The organism is Pseudomonas sp. T1.Ur (genome assembly GCF_023516725.1).
In the GTDB taxonomy this organism is placed as follows: Bacteria; Pseudomonadota; Gammaproteobacteria; order Pseudomonadales; family Pseudomonadaceae; genus Aquipseudomonas; species Aquipseudomonas alvandae.
Window position 1 is genome coordinate 4,870,757 of the sequence record NZ_JAMGSN010000001.1, and the last position, 15,953, is coordinate 4,886,709.

The following is a 15,953-nucleotide window of genomic DNA, read 5'->3' on the forward strand; positions in this document are numbered from 1 at the left end:
CGCAGGGCGCCTTCGGGCGCGCCGGTAATGCTGGACTCCCCGGTCGACTAACCTGCGCACAGCCGCCGCCCTTCGTTTAGTCGCGAAACGGTTGCGGCTCCATAACATGGAGTTTCCAGCAATGTTCAAGAACACACCGAATCCCCCAACCCCAGACGACCACACATCCCGTTGCCAGTCGGCCAACGCCAAAAAACTCGACGACGCGGCCACCCGCGCCTTGGACTATTACCTCAAGCCGTCAGCCGACAAAGAACCATCCGACAGGCTAGATACCCTTTTCGTCATCGCACCTAACATCGACGCCGAATGCCTGCTCGCCAACCTCAGCGAAACCCTGGCCTCGGCCAATGCCATGGTCAGTGACCTCGCATTCGATCTGGAGGGCTCGCGACGACATATCGCGCAAGGGGTCCAGCAGATGATTGAGTTGAGCCAGTTGTTGGCGAATCGGGCATTGGATGTGGTCGACCCGAGATAAGCGACAGGACGTTGGGTTTGATCAAAATCGATTGGTCAAACCCACCCCTGTGGGCGAGGGGATTTATCCCCGCTGGGCTGCGAAGCAGTCCCAAAACATAAGCCCACAGTTTTGTCTGGCGGACTGCATTCACTGCTCTTGGGGCTGCTACGCAGCCCAGCGGGGATAAATCCCCTCGCCACAATGAATGCTCACGCCATTAGATTTTCAAAGGTAATGCTATGCCTCTCACACGAAGCTATAAGCACACGATCATCGAACGCGTCAGGTGTGAACCTGAATTCGCCAAAATCCTGCTGGATGAAGCCGTCACTCTGCTTTTGAACGGAGAGCAGGAGATGGCGAGAATGATCCTTCGCAATCTCTTCAATGCCATCTGAGCCCTGTGGCGAGGGAGCTTGCTCCCGCTGGGTCCTGTAGGAGCTGGCGAAGGCTCGGGCCGCGTTCGGACGATCTTTTGATCTTTCCACTTGCGACTCAAGCGCCTGTGGAAAGATCGCAGCCTCGCTTCGCTCGACAGCTCCTACGCGCCACAACGGGAACAAGGTGCCTCGCCACAAAAGCACTCACTTGAAGATCTGTTGCTACTGTTAACACCAGCCCTGCGACCCTACACCGCACGTGGCCTTTTTACTTCTGCCCCCCGATCAGGCTAAATACCGGCCACCTGATCGCCCAACCGAGCGGATTGCCCCATGTCCCGACAACGGCTTGCATTTGCCTGGATCGCCTGCTTCGCAGTGCTGTTCAACATGCTTGCCATGCCGCTTTCCAACAGCGGGAGCGCGACCGCCAATTCGCCAGGCGAACAAATACTCTGGGGCAGTTTCTGCTCCTCCAGCGGCACGAAGATGGTGGCTGTTTCGCTGGGTAAATTCGAACAGGGCACGCCACAGAAAGACAATCACTCGACGATGCAGCATTGCTGGTGCTGCTCTGGTCCGGCGCCATTGGTGGCGCTTACCGGCCACGCTCCGCAGTTGTATCTGGATGCACAGCTGGCCCATCGCAGTGCCATCCATTCGAAGCTCGACAGCCCTACCCCGCGCCAGCAATGGCCGAGCCTCAATCCCCGCGCTTCACCTCTGGCCTGATTCTTCCCGCATCAAACTGCGCCCTGAATCGCTCCGGAGATTTGCCATGTTGAACAGACTTATCCTGCTGGCCGCCCTGCTGCTTCCCATCGGCTTCGCCCAAGCTCACCAATACACAGCGGGCGAGCTTGAGATCGCTCATCCGTGGTCCCAGGAGTTGCCGCCCAACGCGCCGACCGTGGCCGCGTATTTCGTGATTCACAACAGCGGCACGACTGCGGACAAACTGCTCAGCGTCGACTCGCCCATCGCCGGCAAGGCCGAGCTCCATGAGCATGTGATGCAAAACGACCTGATGAAAATGCAACCGGTGCCCGTCGTGGATGTCGCCCCCGGCGCGACCGTCACCTTCGCACCGATGGCCTATCACGCCATGCTGCTGGACCTGAAGGACCGCAGCCTGCTCAGCGACGGCAAACGCTTCCCCATGACCCTGCATTTCGAGAAGGCCGGGGATGTCACGGTGGACGTCGCGGTGCAGAAAAAAGCACCCGACGGCACCAAGACGCATATGCACGGCCAATAAGACGTAGCCGCCCATGCAACCTCGTCGCGCCAGCTTGTCCACTCGCCGCCGTCAGCCCATGAGCCTGGCCCGCGGTAGCTGGATCAGCCTGTTCGCCATGCTGATGATCTTCATCGGTCCGCTGGTTTCCCAGTCGATGCCGATGGATCAACGCATGTCCATGTCCATGTCTGTTTCCATGAGCATGAACATGGACATGAACATGGAAATGGCGGCGCACGAAGCGCCTGCCGTCGAACATTGCCCGCCCCAGAGCGAGCACCATGCGTTGTGGGAAAAGTGCGGCTATTGCAGCCTGCTGTTCAACTGCCCCGCGTTAACCGGCGGCCATACCTTCGCCGCCTTCGACACGCCGCACACCAACACCTTCACCAGCCCTTCCCCACGCCTGGGCCATGCCCAGCCCGCGCTCTTCCCGGGTGCCCGAACCCGCGCACCGCCCTTCGCAGCGTAGCCCCCGACACTTCCTCAACCGGTCGCAAAAGACAGCCCCAGGCTGCCCGACCGTGTCGTCTACGTCTGTTCGATGGAATCATCATGTCCAGGTTTTCTGCCGGCATCGCTTTGGGCGCTGCCCAGGTTAGCTGCCCCCTGAACGAGCCTCGGGTTCGTTCGCGCCAAACCATTGCCGCACTGTGCGGCCTGCTGCTCACCCCGCTCGCGCTGGCCGATGAGCACGAGCATCACGACCATCCGGTCGACGAACTGAGCCCGACGGTCATCACCGCCATCGCCCCCAGCTCGCCGCTGACTGTCGTCACCCGTCCCAAGGACCCGCGCCAACCGGTGCCGGCCAGCGATGGCGGGGACTACCTCAAGACCATTCCCGGCTTCGCCCTGGTGCGCAACGGCGGCACCAATGGCGACCCGGTGTTGCGCGGCATGTTCGGCTCGCGACTGAACATCCTCACCAACGGCAGCATGCTGCTGGGGGCTTGTCCGGGCCGGATGGACGCGCCTACGTCCTACATTTCCCCGGAAACCTACGACAAGCTCACCGTCATCAAAGGCCCACAAACCGTGCTCTGGGGCCCCGGCGCCTCGGCCGGGACCGTGCTGTTCGAGCGCGAGCCGGAACAGTTCGGCGAACTCGGCACGCGGGTCAACGCCAGTGTGCTGGCCGGCTCCAACGGCCGCTTCGACAAGGTGGTGGATGCCGCCGCCGGCGGGCCGCTGGGTTATGTACGGGTGATCGGCAACACCGCCCATTCGGACGATTACCGCGACGGCAACAACGACACCGTGCCGTCGCGCTATGACAAATGGAATGGCGACGTCACCCTCGGCTGGACGCCGGACGCCGATACCCTGCTGGAGCTGACGGCCGGCAAGGGTGACGGTGAAGCGCGCTACGCCGGGCGCGGCATGGACGGTTCGCAGTTCAAGCGCGAAAGCCTCGGGCTGCGGTTCGAGCGCTCGAACATCAGCGAGGTGTTGGACAAGCTCGAGGCACAGGTCTACTACAACTATGCCGATCATGTGATGGACAACTACACGCTGCGCACACCGTCCGGCACCGGGATGATGGCCGGCCCCATGGCCTCCAACGTCGACCGCCGCACCCTCGGCGCCCGCATCAAGGCCACCTGGCGCTGGGCCGATGTGCAATTGATCAGTGGCCTCGATGCCCAGGTCAACGAGCATCGCCAGCGCAGCAGCATGGGTGTGGACACCTACAAGGCCCTGCCTTACACCAAGGACGCCGACTTCCACAATTACGGGGTGTTCGGCGAGTTGACCTGGTACGCCGCCGACCGCGACCGCGTGATCACCGGCGCCCGCCTCGACCGTGCCTCGGCCAAGGATTACCGCCAAAGCCTCGGTTCCGGCATGGCCGCGCGTCCCAACCCCACCGCCGACGACACCCGCGCCGGCACCTTGCCCAGCGGTTTCGTCCGCTACGAGCACGACCTGGACGACAGCCCCACCACCCTCTACGCAGGTATCGGCCACGCGGAGCGCTTTCCGGATTATTGGGAGCTGTTCTCGCCAAACGCCGGCCCCAGCGGTTCGCTGAATGCCTTCGACGCAATCAAGCCGGAGAAAACCACCCAGCTCGACTTTGGCCTGCAATACAAGACCGACACCCTCGAAGCCTGGGCATCGGGGTACGTCGGGCAAGTGCGTGACTACATCCTGTTCGATTACACGCCCGGAATGATGGGCACCACCTCCCGGGCGGAGAACATCGATGCGCGGATCATGGGCGGCGAACTGGGCGCGGCTTACAAGCTCACCGAACACTGGAAAGCCGACGCCACCCTGGCCTACGCCTGGGGCAAGAACAGCAGCGACGGCGGCGCCCTGGCGCAAATGCCGCCGCTGGACGCCCGCCTGGGCCTGACCTACAGCGAAGACCGCTGGAGCGCCGGCGCCTTGTGGCGGGTGGTCGCGGCACAGCACCGGGTCGATGAGAACAAGGGCAACGTGGTGGGCAAGGACTACGGCAAAAGCTCGGGATTCGGGGTCTTCTCGCTCAACGGCGCCTATCGCATCAATTCGAACTGGAAGGTCAGCAGCGGCGTCGACAACCTGTTCGGCAAAGCCTACGCCGAGCACTTGAACCTGGCCGGCAACGCCGGGTTCGGCTACCCGGCGAGCGATCCCCAGGCCATCAACGAACCGGGGCGCACGCTCTGGACCAAGGTGGATATGATTTTCTAACCAACACCGGAGATCTGTCAGCAAGAACACAAACTGTGGGAGCGAGCTTGCTCCCACAGTGGTTCGTTTCCACCTTGACTGACCGCACAACATAACAACCAATTTGCCCTGCGGAGCGCTTTCTGATGAGCCAACCGAAACCGAATTTCTACAACCTGGCCTGGCGCTGGCATTTTTATGCCGGGCTGTTCGTGGCGCCGTTCATGGTGATGCTGGCCCTGACCGGGGTCATTTACCTGTTCAAGCCGCAACTCGATCCACTGATGTACGGCGACTTACTGAATGTGCCGGCCAGTCATCACGCCCTCGCGGCAGACGACTTGCTCAAGCAGGTCCGCCAAGCCTACCCCGAAGGCCAGGTCAAACAGTACCTGCCACCGGTCAACGCCGAACGCAGCGCGCAGTTCGTGGTGACCGACAAGGGCCGGGAACTGAATGTGTTCATCGACCCGTACCACGGCGACATTCTTGGCGAGCAGGATGCGAAGAACAACCTGCAAGCCATGGCCCGGGCGATCCACGGTGAGTTGCTGATCGGCACGGTGGGGGATCGCCTGGTGGAAATGGCCGCCGGTTGGGGCGTGGTACTGGTGGTTTCCGGCCTCTACCTGTGGTGGCCGCGCGGGCAATCATCGGCCGGCGTGCTGTGGCCGCGCTGGAGCGCGCGCGGTCGGCTGTTCTGGCGCGACTTGCACGTCGTCGTCGGTTTCTGGGGCGCCGCGTTCCTGCTGGTGATGCTGCTCAGCGGCATGACCTGGACCGGCTTCTGGGGCAAGCAATACGCGGACCTCTGGAACCGCTTCCCGGCGGCGATGTGGAATGACGTGCCCAAGTCCGACGTGGAGGCCGGCAGCCTCAATAACGCACACCGCCAGACCGTGCCGTGGGCCGTGGAAAACACGCCGATGCCGATGTCCGGCGACCACGCCGAGCACATGGCCCACGGCGGCATGCACGAAGGCCCCGCGGCGCCGACCGTCAGCCTGCAAGCGGTGCAGGATATCGCCACCGAGCGCAAGGTCGAACCCGGCTACAGCATCACGCTTCCAACGACCGCTTCTGGCGTGTTCACCATCGCCGTGTTCGCCGATGACCCGCGCAACGACGCGAGCCTGCATGTGGACCAGTACACCGGCAAAGTCCTGGCCGATGTGCGCTGGGAACACTACAGCGTCGTGGCCCGCGCCACCGAAACCGGCGTGATGCTGCACGAAGGCAAGATGTTCGGCCCGCTGAACCAGATCCTCGTGCTGCTGGTTTGCCTGATGATCCTGCTCAGCGCCGTGAGTGGCCTGGTGATCTGGTGGAAACGCCGGCCCCAGGGCAAGTTCGGCGTACCGCCACTGCGTCATGACCTGCCGACTTGGAAGGGCGGCGTGTTCATCATGCTGGCCCTGGCGGTGGTGTTCCCGCTGGTGGGGGCTTCGCTGGTGGTGGTGTGGTTGCTGGACCGGCTTGTTACCCGCTTGAATCGCCAGCCTGAAGTCGCCTCATCTTCAAGCTGAAGACAGTGCGTTAACGAAAGGCGGCGCGAAACCTCTACAATCGCGCCCGCCATCCAATTGTGAATACAGCCCCTGTGGGAGCGAGCTTGCTCGCGAAAGCGGTGGGTCAGCTACATCTTTGCTGGCTGACCCACCGCTTTCGCGAGCAAGCTCGCTCCCACAATGGACTGGGGTCCCGAGCCAATGAATTGAGTAAACGCATGACCTCGCTAACCCTCTCCCACCTCGCCTGGACGCCCCTGGGCCATGGCCACTGCCATCACCCGTTCCAACTGCGTGATGCGTCGTTGCAGGTGGCGGCCGGAGAGTTCGTGGGGTTGATCGGGCCCAACGGCAGCGGCAAGACCAGCCTGTTGCGTTGCGCCTATCGCTTCAGCCGGCCGGAACAGGGCGAGGTGAAACTCGAACATCACAACCTCTGGAAACAGTCCGCGCGTTGGTGCGCCCAGCGCATTGCGGTGGTGCTGCAAGAATTTCCCGACGCCTTCGGCCTGACCGTGGAAGAAGTGGTCGCCATGGGCCGCACGCCCCACAAGGGCCTGTTCGACGGCGACAACGAAGAAGACCGCAGATGGGTGCTACAGGCGTTGGAGTCAGCCGGGCTCCAAGGCTTTGGCGATCACGGCTTTGCCACGCTATCGGGAGGCGAAAAACAACGGGTAATCCTCGCCCGCGCCCTGGCCCAGCAGCCACAGTTGCTGATCCTCGACGAACCGACCAACCACCTCGACCCGCGCTATCAATTGCAACTGCTGCAACTGATCAAGGGCCTGGGCATCGGTACCCTCGCCAGCCTCCACGACCTGAACCTGGCCGCTGCCTTCTGCGATCGCCTGTACGTGATCGAACATGGGCGCATCGTCGCCAGCGGCACGCCCAAGGATGTCCTCACCGCCGAACTGTTGCGCGAGGTGTTCGGCGTCGAAGCCCTGGTGGATGAGCACCCGCTGTCCGGCTACCCGCGAATCACCTGGATAACCCAACCATGACCTTGCGTTTCCTGCTGTTGCTGCCCCTGCTGCTGGGCAGCGCCCATGCCCTGGCCGAAGCCACCCGCTACCCGTTGACGATCCAGAGCTGCAACCGCCAGGTGGTGTTCAACGAGGCCCCTCGCCATGCCGTCAGCCATGACATCAACATGACGCAGATGATGCTCGCCCTGGGCCTCAAGCCGCGCATGGTCGGCTACAGCGGCATCACGGGTTGGAAATCGGTGACGCCCGAGATGGCGAAGATCCTCGCTGGCCTGCCGGAACTGGCCGCCAAATACCCCTCGGTGGAAACCCTGCTCGATGCCAACGTCGATTTCTTCTTCGCCGGCTGGGACTACGGCATGCGCGTGGGCGGCGACCTGACGCCGCAGACCCTGCAACCGCTGGGCATCGATGTGTATGAGTTGACCGAATCCTGCGCGTTCGTAATGAAGCGTCCAGCGGCCTCCCTGGAGGACACCTACAACGACCTGCGCAACCTCGGCAAGATCTTCGACGTGCAGGATCGCGCCAATGCGCTGATCGCCAGGATGCAAGCCCAGGTGGCCGACGTGCGCAAGGACCTGCCAGGCGACCGGCCGCGGGTGTTCCTGTATGACAGCGGCGAAGACCGCGCCATGACCTCCGGCCGCCTCGGCATGCCCCAGGCGTTGATCGACGCAGCCGGCGGACGCAACATCCTCGACGACGTGGAAACCAGCTGGACGCGGGTCAATTGGGAGAACGTGGTGGAGCGCAACCCGCAGGTCATCGTCATCGTCGATTACGGCGAAGTCAGTGCCGAGCAGAAGCAGCAGTTCTTGCTGGACAACCCGGCCCTGCAATCAGTCGATGCGATCAAGCACCAGCGCTTCATCGTGATCCCCTACGTGCAGGCCACCCCGGGCATCGACAACGTGCTGGCGGTGCAAACCCTGGCACGGGGTTTCCACGACCGATGAACAATCGTCGCTACGCCACGCTACTGATGGTCCTCGGCGCACTGCTGCTGGTGTCGTGCGTGGTGTCCCTCGGCTTCGGGCCGGCGCGGGTGCCAGTGGCTGTGGTCTGGGACATCCTGTTGAGCAAGACCTTGGGGATCGGCGAGGTCCATTGGACGTCCGGCCAGGAACACATCGTCTGGCTGATCCGCGTCCCGCGCCTGCTGCTCGGCGCTCTAGTGGGCGCGGGGCTGGCGTTGATCGGTGCCGTGCTGCAAGCGGTGACGCGCAATCCGCTGGCCGATCCACACCTGTTGGGCGTCACCTCCGGCGCGACCCTGGGGGCGGTCATCGTGGTGTTGCATGTCGGGGAAATCATCGGCCTGCTGACCCTGCCCCTGGCGGCGTTCATCGGCGCACTACTGAGCATGCTGCTGGTGCTGACCATCGCGGCCCGCCAGGGTCGCCTGGAGAGTGATCGCCTGTTGCTGTGTGGCGTTGCGGTGTCCTTCGTGATGATGGCGGCAGCCAACCTGCTGTTGTTCCTCGGCGATCATCGTGCCAGTTCGGCGGTGATGTTCTGGATGCTCGGTGGCCTGGGCCTGGCCCGCTGGGAACTGCTCGCGGTGCCAGCCGCCAGTGTGCTGCTGGGCTTGGTTCTGCTGCTGGGCATGGCACGACCGCTGAATGCGCTGATGGCCGGTGAACAGACCGCCGTGACCCTGGGCCTGAACGCGGCGAAGGTGCGGTTGTGGATCTTCTTGATCGCGTCGCTGATGACCGGCGTGCTGGTGTCCATCAGCGGCTCGATTGGTTTTGTCGGACTGATGGTCCCGCACATCGCCCGGCGCCTGGTGGGCGCCGAGCATCGTCGACTGCTACCGGCCTGCGTGTTGCTCGGCAGCCTGTTCCTGGTCTGGGTGGACGTGGCGGCACGCACGTTGATCGCGCCGGAGGACTTGCCGATTGGGGTCGCTACCGCAGCCATCGGCGGGCTGTTCTTCATTGGCCTGATGCGCCGCCGCTGAAAAGGTGCCTCTTTTTGTAGACGCCGAATAGTTCGGTCCCGAGGCCTCCATTGCGAAAATGCTCAAGCTCTGCTCGAACCAGATCAATGATCAATGCCCGGTCTTCAGCTTTTTCAAGATTGAAATTCCCACTGTAGGCAAGGTTGACCATTCGCCAGAGGAAGCAATTGGTGCAGTAAACATCGACGGGCGTCAGCCAACGTTCGAGGAGTGCGGTAATTTCCTCGCTTCGAATCCCCTCGAAGCACCCAATGGAATGGTCCTTGTCGGGAATGACAGCATCGACCACCTGAGTATCGGCGTTCAATCGGTAACGCGCCGGCAAGGTCGAGAACGCGGCATCGGCGGCAATCATGGCGTCGGGCCACAAGCGATTGCCGTTACGCCCCACGGCCTCACCCACGCTCCAGAACTCCCCATTATCTTTCAAACTACGGGAGATAAAGCGCATGACTTTTTCCAGCTCTACCAAATGATGCAATGCCGAAACACACATAATGACATCCCACTGCTCACCGGTAGGTGCCAGGTTATTCGCATCCGCCACGATCAAGTCGAGGCAGGTTTGCGGCGAAAACTGTTTGGCCGCGATTTGGAGCAGGTCTTCATTGATATCCAGCAGTGACCATTGCACGCCTTCGGGAATAGCCGCTGACAAACCCGCCTCTATCCGCGCGGCACCGCTGCAGATGGACAAGACGTTTATTGCACCGTGGTCCCTGACTTTCTGGCGTAGCCTCGCTTGAAAATCAGGCGGGGTTTGCGGGACGTTCGCCCTCAGCAGACGAGTCGCATAAGAATAGGCGGCCTCCCCCTCAAACGGTTCCAGAATGACAATCTCGCCCTGCGCATCATGCCCTTGCGCATGGGCCAGTCCATTCAATGGGCGAACCTTGCGAGCGACGCCCCTTGCAGTTTCACTCTGTCGCTGCTGGACGGTTGAGTAGAACTCGCTCCGGTAGACGCTGCTGAAGTGCGCTATCTCGTTTTTCATGCGCATTGAATGATGTGTCCTGGCCAGGAGCGCCTTCCTCTCGCCCTCCCTCGCAACACACAAGTCAGCTATCGCCAGCCAGTCCGCCGTGGGATCGTTCTGCGCCCCCGGCCCACACTCGATCAAGAGGCGGCCACGCTTGCCCGCCAACCAGGCCAAATCCAAATCCACCGTCCTCCATTGCGGCGGCGGATTTCTTCCGCAGACATGAAACGCTCCAATCTGAAAGTCGGCCTGAGTTCCGTCTTCAAGAAAAACAACTGAACAAGTCAGCCCATCCCTGCTGATGCTGGGTAGAGCGGCCGAAAAACGAACGAATAACATTGAATCGGCAAACACATTCAGCTGGCTGCTTCGAAGGCGCTCTCCAGCGGTGAGAATCAGCGAATACCTTCCTTCCCTCAGGTGCGTCACATGCATCCATTGCGGATGCGCGGCCCATCCAACTTCAGGCAACACGTCGAAAACCGCCGTCTCATCGAGAAGAAAATAGCTTGCAACGCCAGAGTCATTCAAACCGACTTCTCCACTTCAGAATCCAGAAGAACCAGCATAGACGTGCGGTTGAAAATCTCACCTTGGATTAATCCGACTCCACGCCCCAATGCGGAGCGCCACATTGCACCAGCACCCGCGATACGGTCACTGATGGTGCATCGCCATTTTCCACTCACGCCGCCAACCCCGCGTTTCAAAGCCTTTCTCCAACCGGGCACACCCCTTGCAAAAGCCCCTTCCAGCGTCTGCATCTGCCATCCAGAAAAACATAAAGACCACGGAGATCGCACCATGAAGCGTCGTAGCTTGATCAAGGCTTTTACACTCTCGGCAAGCATTGCCGCGATGGGCATGGCTTGGACCGTCCAGGCCGCCGAGACCATCAAGGTTGGCATCCTGCATTCGCTGTCCGGGACCATGGCGATCTCCGAGACGTCCCTCAAGGACATGGCGCTGATGACCATCGATGAGATCAACGCCAAGGGTGGGGTCAACGGCAAGAAGCTTGAGGCGGTGGTCGTGGACCCGGCGTCGAACTGGCCGCTGTTCGCCGAAAAGGGCCGGCAGTTGCTGACCCAGGACAAGGTCGCCGTAGTGTTCGGCTGCTGGACCTCGGTGTCGCGTAAATCCGTGTTGCCGGTGTTCGAAGAACTCAATGGGCTGCTGTTCTACCCGGTGCAATACGAAGGCGAAGAAATGTCGCCCAACGTGTTCTACACCGGCGCCGCGCCAAACCAGCAGGCGATTCCAGCAGTGGAATACCTGATGAGCGAAGAAGGCGGCAGCGCCAAGCGCTACTTCCTGCTGGGCACCGACTACGTCTACCCGCGCACCACCAACAAGATCCTGCGTTCGTTCCTGCACTCCAAAGGCGTGGCGGACAAGGACATCGAAGAGGTCTACACCCCGTTCGGCCACAGCGATTACCAGACCATCGTCGCCAACATCAAGAAGTTCTCGGCCGGCGGCAAGACCGCGGTCATCTCCACCGTCAACGGCGACTCCAACGTGCCGTTCTACAAAGAACTGGCGAACCAGGGCCTGAAAGCCACCGACGTACCGGTCGTGGCGTTCTCGGTGGGCGAGGAAGAACTGCGCGGCATCGACACCAAGCCACTGATCGGCAACCTGGCGGCGTGGAACTACTTCGAATCCGTGGATAACCCGGCGAACAAGACATTCGTCGATTCCTGGAAAGCCTACGCCAAGGCCAAGAACCTGCCGGGCGCCGACAAAGCGGTGACCAACGACCCGATGGAGGCCACGTACGTCGGCATCCACATGTGGGCCCAAGCGGTGGAAAAAGCCAAGTCCACCGACGTCGACAAAGTCCGCGAAGCCCTGGCCGGCCAGACCTTCGCCGCACCGTCGGGCTACACCCTGACCATGGACAAGACCAACCACCACCTGCACAAGCCGGTGATGATTGGCGAGATCCAGGCCGACGGTCAGTTCAACGTGGTCTGGCAGACCGAAGGACCAATCCGCGCACAACCGTGGAGCCCGTTCATCGCCGGCAACGACAAGAAGCCTGACTACGCGGTGAAGAGCAACTGAGCCCATGGGTGTCGGGCTAGAGCATGACGCTTGGGTCCGACACAAATCCCTGTGGGAGCGAGCTTGCTCGCGATGGCCATGGAACATCCAACAGAGATGTCGACTGACCCACCGCTATCGCGAGCAAGCTCGCTTCCACATTGTCCGCGTAAGGCGACTCGCTATGCCCACCGCCCTTTACCGCCTCATCCTCGCCATCGCATTGTTACTGCCGATGGCCTCATACGCCGGCGACGCCGAAGACTTCGTCGCCGCCAACCCGACCCAGCAGGCCAAGCTCCTGGAAGCCTGGGCTGCGCAGCCGGAGCCTGGGCGCGTCGAACTGATCAACGCCTTGCAGCAAGGCCAGTTGACCGTCGACGGCCAACCCAAGGCCCTGCGCCTGAACAACCGCTTGCGAGGGCTGATCGAAACCGCCCTGGCCAGCCATCAACTGCTCGCTGTCGATGCCCGCGTACGCCTGGTCGCCGCGCAGCAACTGCAAAAAAGCGCCCGCCCGGCGCAACTGGCGTTTCTCGATCGGCAACTGGCCGGCGAGCAGGACGAAGACGTACACGCCGCCCTGAGCCTGGCCCTGGCGAACCTGCAACTGGTGGACAGCAACCCGAACGTGCGCCTGGCCGCTGTCCGGCTGTTGGGAGAAACCGGCGACCCGCTGGCCCGCACCCGCCTCGAAGGTCTACTCGAACCCGGCGTCGAAACCGATGGCGCCGTGCGCACCGCCGCTGAGACCAGCCTCAGCCAGGTCAAGCGCAAGCTCCTGGTGGGCGAGTTGCTGGGCCAGGCCTTCAGCGGCATGTCCCTGGGCTCGATCCTGCTGCTCGCGGCCCTCGGCCTGGCGATCACCTTCGGCCTGCTGGGGGTGATCAACATGGCCCACGGCGAAATGCTCATGCTCGGTGCTTATTCCACCTACGTGGTGCAGATGCTGTTCCAGCGCTTCGCCCCGAATGCCATCGAGTTCTATCCGCTGATCGCCCTGCCCGTGGCGTTTTTCATCACCGCCGCCATCGGCATGGCCCTGGAGCGCACGGTGATCCGCCACCTCTACGGACGGCCGCTGGAAACCCTGCTCGCCACCTGGGGCATCAGCCTGATGCTGATCCAACTGGTGCGCCTGGTGTTCGGCGCACAGAACGTCGAAGTCGCCAACCCGGCCTGGCTGTCGGGCGGGATCCAGGTGTTGCCGAACCTGGTGCTGCCGTACAACCGCATCGTGATCATCGCCTTCGCCTTGTTCGTGGTGGTGCTGACCTGGCTGCTGCTGAACAAGACGCGCCTGGGCCTGAACGTCCGTGCCGTCACGCAGAACCGCAACATGGCCGCCTGCTGCGGTGTGCCCACGGGCCGGGTGGACATGCTCGCCTTCGGCCTCGGCTCGGGCATCGCCGGACTTGGCGGCGTGGCCCTGAGCCAGATCGGCAACGTCGGCCCGGACCTGGGCCAGAGCTACATCATCGACTCGTTCCTGGTGGTGGTGCTCGGCGGCGTGGGCCAGTTGGCCGGCAGCGTGTTCGCCGCGTTCGGCCTGGGCATTGCCAACAAGATCCTCGAACCGCAGATCGGCGCCGTGCTCGGCAAGATCCTGATCCTCGCGCTGATCATTCTGTTCATCCAGAAGCGTCCGCAAGGCCTCTTCGCGCTCAAAGGACGGGTAATCGACTGATGAACCAGCCCCTGATGCTCACGGCCACGCAAAAGGCCGGTCCCAAAGTCACCCTCGCCGTCGGCGCGCTGGTCCTCGCCGTGCTGTTGAGCCTGCCGCTGCTGTCGCTGCTGGCGGCGGACAACCCGCTGCACGTCTCGGCGTACACCCTCACCCTGGTGGGCAAAATCCTCTGCTACGCCATCGTCGCCCTGGCGCTGGACCTGGTCTGGGGCTACGCCGGCTTGCTCTCCCTGGGCCATGGTTTGTTCTTCGCCCTGGGCGGCTACGCCATGGGCATGTACCTGATGCGCCAGGCCGCCGGCGATGGCCTGCCTGCGTTCATGACTTTCCTGTCGTGGACCGAACTGCCCTGGTACTGGGCCGGCACCGACAGTTTCCTCTGGGCGATGTGCCTGGTGGTGCTGGCGCCGGGTTTGCTCGCGCTGGTGTTTGGCTTCTTCGCCTTCCGCTCGCGGATCAAGGGCGTGTATTTCTCGATCATGACCCAAGCCCTGACGTTCGCCGGGATGCTGCTGTTTTTCCGCAACGAGACCGGGTTTGGCGGCAACAACGGCTTCACCAATTTCCGTTCGATCCTGGGCTGTGGCATCACCGAGCCAGGCACTCGCGCGGTGCTGTTTTTCGCCACGGTATTGTTGTTGGTAGCGAGCCTGTTCATTGGCTGGCGCCTGGCCCGCAGCAAATTCGGCCGGGTGCTGACTGCCCTGCGCGACGCGGAAAACCGGCTGATGTTCTGCGGCTACGATCCCCGTGGCTTCAAGTTGTTCGTCTGGGTGTTGAGCGCGGTGCTGTGCGGCCTCGCCGGGGCGTTGTACGTGCCGCAAGTGGGCATCATCAACCCCAGCGAAATGTCGCCGACCAACTCCATCGAGGCCGCCGTGTGGGTCGCCCTCGGCGGGCGCGGCACGCTGATCGGGCCGTTGCTGGGCGCCGGCGTGGTCAATGGCATGAAGAGCTGGTTCACCGTGGCGTTTCCTGAGTATTGGCTGTTCTTTCTCGGCGCCCTGTTCATCGTCGTGACCCTGTACCTGCCCAAGGGCGTGATCGGGCTGCTGAAGAAAAGGGGCGAACAATGAGAATCACACCTACGGCGGATTTCATGCTCGAACCGATCCTTGAGCCCCCTATCGATGCCAATCGGGACCAAGGCAGCAGCCGCGACGCCATTGGCCTCGGCCAGGCCGCCGGTGTTGGCCTGAACACCCGCCACGGCACCCTCCTGACCCTTGAGGACATCAGCGTCAGCTTCGATGGCTTCAAGGCCTTGAACGATTTGAACCTGTACATCGGCGTCGGCGAATTGCGCTGCATCATCGGCCCCAACGGTGCCGGCAAGACCACGCTGATGGACGTGATCACCGGCAAGACCCGCCCCAGCCACGGCAAGGCCTGGTTCGGCGAGACCCTGGACCTGACGACCATGAGCGAGGTGCAGATCGCCCAGGCCGGCATCGGTCGCAAGTTCCAGAAGCCGACGGTGTTCGAAGCCCTGAGCGTGTTCGAGAACCTGGAGCTGGCGCTCAAGACCGACAAATCGGTGTGGGCCAGCCTGCGGGCAAAACTGACCGGCGAGCAACGCGACCGTATCAACGAAGTGCTCGAGACCATCCGCCTCACCACCTCCATCAACCGCGCTGCCGGGCTGTTGTCCCACGGCCAGAAACAGTTCCTGGAGATCGGCATGCTGCTGGTGCAGGACCCGCAACTGTTGCTGCTCGACGAGCCGGTGGCGGGCATGACCGACGCCGAGACCGACTTCACCGCCGAGCTGTTCAAGTCCCTGGCGGGCAAGCATTCACTGATGGTGGTGGAGCACGACATGGGCTTCGTCGGCGCGATCGCCGACCACGTCACCGTGCTGCACCAGGGCAGCGTGCTGGCCGAAGGGTCGCTGGAACAGGTGCAGGCCGATGAGCGGGTGATCGAGGTGTATTTGGGTCGATAAATCGGCCAGCGCCAAGCCGCAAGCTTCAAGCGGCAAGTTGAAAGCAAAGCCGTACACCATCCTGCTCTTACTTGCAGCTT

Annotated in this window: 15 protein-coding genes and 1 pseudogene; 14 read left to right on the forward strand and 2 right to left on the reverse strand. The window is 62.4% G+C overall.

Going from position 1 to position 15,953, the window contains the following annotated elements; translation table 11 throughout:
- Window positions 1-121: 121 nt before the first annotated feature.
- The 10 genes and pseudogenes from M8Q45_RS21525 (at window position 122) to M8Q45_RS21570 (ending at window position 9,210) form a co-directional block, all read left to right on the forward strand.
- Window positions 122-481, forward strand: coding sequence for a DUF6124 family protein (locus M8Q45_RS21525; protein WP_249876310.1), 360 nt, complete (start codon window positions 122-124; stop codon window positions 479-481).
- A gap of 221 nt (window positions 482-702) precedes the next feature.
- Window positions 703-855 (forward strand): annotated as a pseudogene (locus tag M8Q45_RS21530) (addiction module antidote protein); the annotation flags it as partial.
- A gap of 321 nt (window positions 856-1,176) precedes the next feature.
- Window positions 1,177-1,575 (forward strand): DUF2946 domain-containing protein, encoded by a 399-nt coding sequence (locus tag M8Q45_RS21535; RefSeq protein WP_249876311.1) that lies wholly within the window; start codon window positions 1,177-1,179, stop codon window positions 1,573-1,575.
- 46 nt (window positions 1,576-1,621) lie between these two features.
- Entirely contained in the window at window positions 1,622-2,101 is a 480-nt protein-coding gene (locus tag M8Q45_RS21540) for a copper chaperone PCu(A)C (protein WP_249876312.1), read from the forward strand.
- Between the two features lie 58 nt (window positions 2,102-2,159).
- On the forward strand, window positions 2,160-2,555 hold the full coding sequence (locus M8Q45_RS21545; RefSeq protein ID WP_249877374.1) for a DUF2946 domain-containing protein: 396 nt from the start codon (window positions 2,160-2,162) through the stop codon (window positions 2,553-2,555).
- 83 nt (window positions 2,556-2,638) lie between these two features.
- Window positions 2,639-4,765: a TonB-dependent copper receptor gene (locus M8Q45_RS21550; RefSeq protein ID WP_249876313.1), complete on the forward strand. Its 2,127-nt coding sequence runs from the start codon at window positions 2,639-2,641 to the stop codon at window positions 4,763-4,765.
- Between the two features lie 125 nt (window positions 4,766-4,890).
- A complete protein-coding gene (locus M8Q45_RS21555) occupies window positions 4,891-6,270 on the forward strand; it encodes a PepSY-associated TM helix domain-containing protein (RefSeq protein WP_249876314.1) in 1,380 nt (459 codons plus the stop codon).
- A 200-nt stretch (window positions 6,271-6,470) separates the two neighbouring features.
- Complete coding sequence (locus M8Q45_RS21560) at window positions 6,471-7,259, forward strand: ABC transporter ATP-binding protein (protein WP_249876315.1); 789 nt, start codon at window positions 6,471-6,473, stop codon at window positions 7,257-7,259.
- Window positions 7,256-8,203 carry an ABC transporter substrate-binding protein gene (locus M8Q45_RS21565; RefSeq protein WP_249876316.1) on the forward strand — a complete coding sequence of 316 codons (948 nt, stop codon included), beginning with the start codon at window positions 7,256-7,258 and terminating at the stop codon, window positions 8,201-8,203. The genes M8Q45_RS21560 and M8Q45_RS21565 overlap by 4 nt, the downstream gene beginning before the upstream one ends.
- A complete protein-coding gene (locus tag M8Q45_RS21570) occupies window positions 8,200-9,210 on the forward strand; it encodes a FecCD family ABC transporter permease (RefSeq protein WP_249876317.1) in 1,011 nt (336 codons plus the stop codon). The genes M8Q45_RS21565 and M8Q45_RS21570 overlap by 4 nt, the downstream gene beginning before the upstream one ends.
- Here M8Q45_RS21570 and M8Q45_RS21575 read toward each other — a convergent pair.
- Entirely contained in the window at window positions 9,185-10,720 is a 1,536-nt protein-coding gene (locus tag M8Q45_RS21575; RefSeq protein WP_249876318.1) for a class I SAM-dependent methyltransferase, read from the reverse strand. The two genes, M8Q45_RS21570 and M8Q45_RS21575, sit on opposite strands and share 26 nt — an antisense overlap.
- Entirely contained in the window at window positions 10,717-10,953 is a 237-nt protein-coding gene (locus tag M8Q45_RS21580) for a hypothetical protein (protein WP_249876319.1), read from the reverse strand. Before M8Q45_RS21580 ends, M8Q45_RS21575 begins: the two co-directional genes overlap by 4 nt.
- A gap of 40 nt (window positions 10,954-10,993) precedes the next feature.
- Between M8Q45_RS21580 and urtA the strand changes: the two genes are divergently transcribed.
- The 4 genes from urtA to urtD all read left to right on the forward strand — a co-directional run bounded on the left by urtA (window position 10,994) and on the right by urtD (window position 15,873).
- Window positions 10,994-12,259, forward strand: coding sequence for an urea ABC transporter substrate-binding protein (gene urtA / locus M8Q45_RS21585; RefSeq protein WP_249876320.1), 1,266 nt, complete (start codon window positions 10,994-10,996; stop codon window positions 12,257-12,259).
- Window positions 12,260-12,422: 163 nt separating this feature from the next.
- Window positions 12,423-13,925, forward strand: coding sequence for an urea ABC transporter permease subunit UrtB (gene urtB / locus M8Q45_RS21590; protein ID WP_249876321.1), 1,503 nt, complete (start codon window positions 12,423-12,425; stop codon window positions 13,923-13,925).
- Window positions 13,925-15,004, forward strand: a complete 1,080-nt coding sequence (urtC, locus tag M8Q45_RS21595) for an urea ABC transporter permease subunit UrtC (protein WP_249876322.1) — start codon at window positions 13,925-13,927, stop codon at window positions 15,002-15,004. Before urtB ends, urtC begins: the two co-directional genes overlap by 1 nt.
- Window positions 15,001-15,873 carry an urea ABC transporter ATP-binding protein UrtD gene (gene urtD / locus M8Q45_RS21600; protein ID WP_249876323.1) on the forward strand — a complete coding sequence of 291 codons (873 nt, stop codon included), beginning with the start codon at window positions 15,001-15,003 and terminating at the stop codon, window positions 15,871-15,873. The genes urtC and urtD overlap by 4 nt, the downstream gene beginning before the upstream one ends.
- Window positions 15,874-15,953: the final 80 nt, after the last annotated feature.